The 2,515-nt window shown below is 55.1% G+C and carries 2 protein-coding genes; one reads left to right on the top strand and one right to left on the bottom strand.

Translation table 11 applies throughout. The features are described from left to right. Positions 1-170: 170 nt before the first annotated feature. Positions 171-470 (bottom strand): putative zinc-binding protein, encoded by a 300-nt coding sequence (locus OKB81_RS20000; protein ID WP_270664590.1) that lies wholly within the window; start codon positions 468-470, stop codon positions 171-173. 334 nt (positions 471-804) lie between these two features. On the opposite strand from OKB81_RS20000, the gene rimO reads away from it, so the two are divergent. Then, positions 805-2,232 carry a 30S ribosomal protein S12 methylthiotransferase RimO gene (gene rimO, locus OKB81_RS19995; protein ID WP_233735823.1) on the top strand — a complete coding sequence of 476 codons (1,428 nt, stop codon included), beginning with the start codon at positions 805-807 and terminating at the stop codon, positions 2,230-2,232. Positions 2,233-2,515 lie beyond the last annotated feature (283 nt).

Genomic DNA, 2,515 nt, shown 5'->3' with positions numbered 1-2,515 from the left:
GGGGCATGCAGTCGTGGCAAGCCCTCCGATGCCATATCGGCTCTTGAAGCTGGCTGAGGGTCATGGGTAATCAGGAACCTGTTTACATGGTTAAAAAACATTCACGATCCCGCCCTGTATCTATAGCCACGTATGAATAATACATACCGATAAATTTGAGGAGCAACCTCTTATAGAAGAGTTAATAACTGTGCGATTTCAAAAACAAGCCTATCCGCTTCATCAGAATCAAAATCTGTTTTCTGAAGTTTTTTGACTCCATGCTCATTCAATAAGACATGATTTGTAGGAGTGAGATTGTGAATAGCCAAACAACTTTTGACACATTGTAAAGGACATCCATCGATAGCAATGATCGATCTACCAGACTTTGCTATACGGACTAAATGCTTTACGTTTCCACCAACACCTGCAATGCAGGACATTTCTGCATCACCTCGTTTATCTAGGGGAAGGTGCGAATAAGTCATATGGCACGAGAGCATTTACTGGTAACCCATTGATATTAAATGACTAAAATTTTCATTTTTTGTTCGTGGGATACTTGTTCGCACTTTCCTTAGTGTAGGTCTCCCGCACATGCTGGCGGCCGTAGATGGCTTGAGGACTGCGAGGCAGAACTCGTAACCGAGGCCCCTGTCGTTGATGATCGCATCGTCTTCACCTCATAGGAAAAGACACAAAATATCGAACATTGAAATCTAATATTACAGGTTAAAAAATGCACACATCACTTCTTCCTCTTTCCTGCTCATCAGGTATAATCCGCCATCTTTTTTTTGCATCAGTGACCAGCGACACCCTATGACTGTCAACCGTTTTGACCCCAGCTCAGAGAGCCTGACGCCTGCAACCACGCCGGCTCAGCCATTGGACAACCAACCTGTCCAACAAGCAACTTCCAGCATTATTAGGTCTCACCACCCAAGGATTGGTTTTGTGAGCTTGGGATGCCCCAAAAACCTGGTCGATTCCGAACGCATCCTGACCCAGCTGCGTACCGAAGGGTACGACGTGGTGCCCAGCTATGACGATGCGGAGCTGGTGGTGGTCAACACCTGCGGCTTCATCGACAGCGCGGTGCAAGAGTCCCTGGAAGCCATCGGTGAGGCCCTGGCCGAGAACGGCAAGGTGATCGTCACCGGCTGCCTGGGTGCCAAAGAGAACCAGATCCGCGAGATCCACCCCAAGGTGCTCGAAATAACCGGTCCCCACGCCTATGAAGAGGTGCTGGGCCACGTCCACAAATACGTGGAAAAACCCACCCACAACCCCTTCACCAGCCTGGTGCCGGCCCACGGTGTCAAGCTGACCCCGCGCCACTACGCCTATCTCAAGATCTCCGAAGGCTGCAACCACCGCTGCACCTTCTGCATCATTCCCTCCATGCGCGGGGATCTGGTGAGCCGTCCCATCGGCGAAGTGCTGGCCGAAGCCAAGCGCCTGAAAGAGGCTGGCGTGAAGGAGATCCTGGTGATCTCCCAGGACACCTCCGCCTACGGCGTGGACGTCAAGCACCGCACCGGTTTCTACGACGGCATGCCGGTCAAGACCAGCATGGTGGCCCTGTGCGAAGAGCTAGCCAAGCTCGGTATGTGGGTGCGCCTGCACTACGTCTACCCGTACCCGCACGTGGATGACGTCATCCCCCTGATGCGCGACGGCAAAATCCTCCCCTACCTCGACATCCCGCTGCAGCACGCCAGCCCGCGCATCCTCAAATTGATGAAGCGCCCCGGCTCCGTCGAGCGCACCCTGGAGCGGATCCAGAAGTGGCGCGAGATCTGCCCCGAGATCACCCTGCGCTCCACCTTCATCGTCGGCTTCCCCGGCGAGACCGAAGAAGAGTTCCAGATGCTGCTGGACTTCATCGACAAGGCGGAACTGGACAGGGTTGGCTGCTTCAAATACAGCCCGGTCGAGGGGGCCAAGGCCAACGAACTGCCGGATCCGGTGCCGGCCGAGGTGCAGGAAGAACGCTTCCAGCGCTTCATGGAACTGCAACAGCAGGTCTCCATCCGCAAGCTGGCCCGTAAAGTGGGCAAAGAGATGCTGGTGCTGATCGACGAGGTGGACGAAGAAGGTGCCACCGGCCGCTCCGCCGCCGATGCCCCCGAGATCGACGGACTGGTCTACCTGAACGGTGAAACCGGCCTCAAGCCCGGCGACATGGTCAAGGTCCGCATCGACGAAGCGGACGAGTACGACCTCTGGGCCAGCCTGGTGGAATAATCACGCTACTCCCCCTCAAAGCCAGTCGGTCTCACCGACTGGCTTTTTTAATGTCCGCCGCCCGTCAGGCTCTTGCATGCCCCCCTGTCATCCCCTGTCCCGCCCCTCATCACCGATCTCCCTCCCCTTGCTCTTTTCGCACGCGCCCGTGAACCAGCGCACACTTCTCTCCTGCCACATGAGCCGCTTGTTTCCTGCGCAAAAATAAGGTTCTTCGCGGGATCTTGGGGAAGTGGAAGTTGACAGACAGGGTGCTGGTAAACTGGCTGTCTCCAAACACACC

The sequence above is a fragment of the Aeromonas sp. QDB56 genome (genome assembly GCF_027705505.1).
GTDB lineage: Bacteria > Pseudomonadota > Gammaproteobacteria > Enterobacterales > Aeromonadaceae > Aeromonas > Aeromonas caviae.
This window is presented reverse-complemented; position numbering and strand designations above follow the sequence as displayed.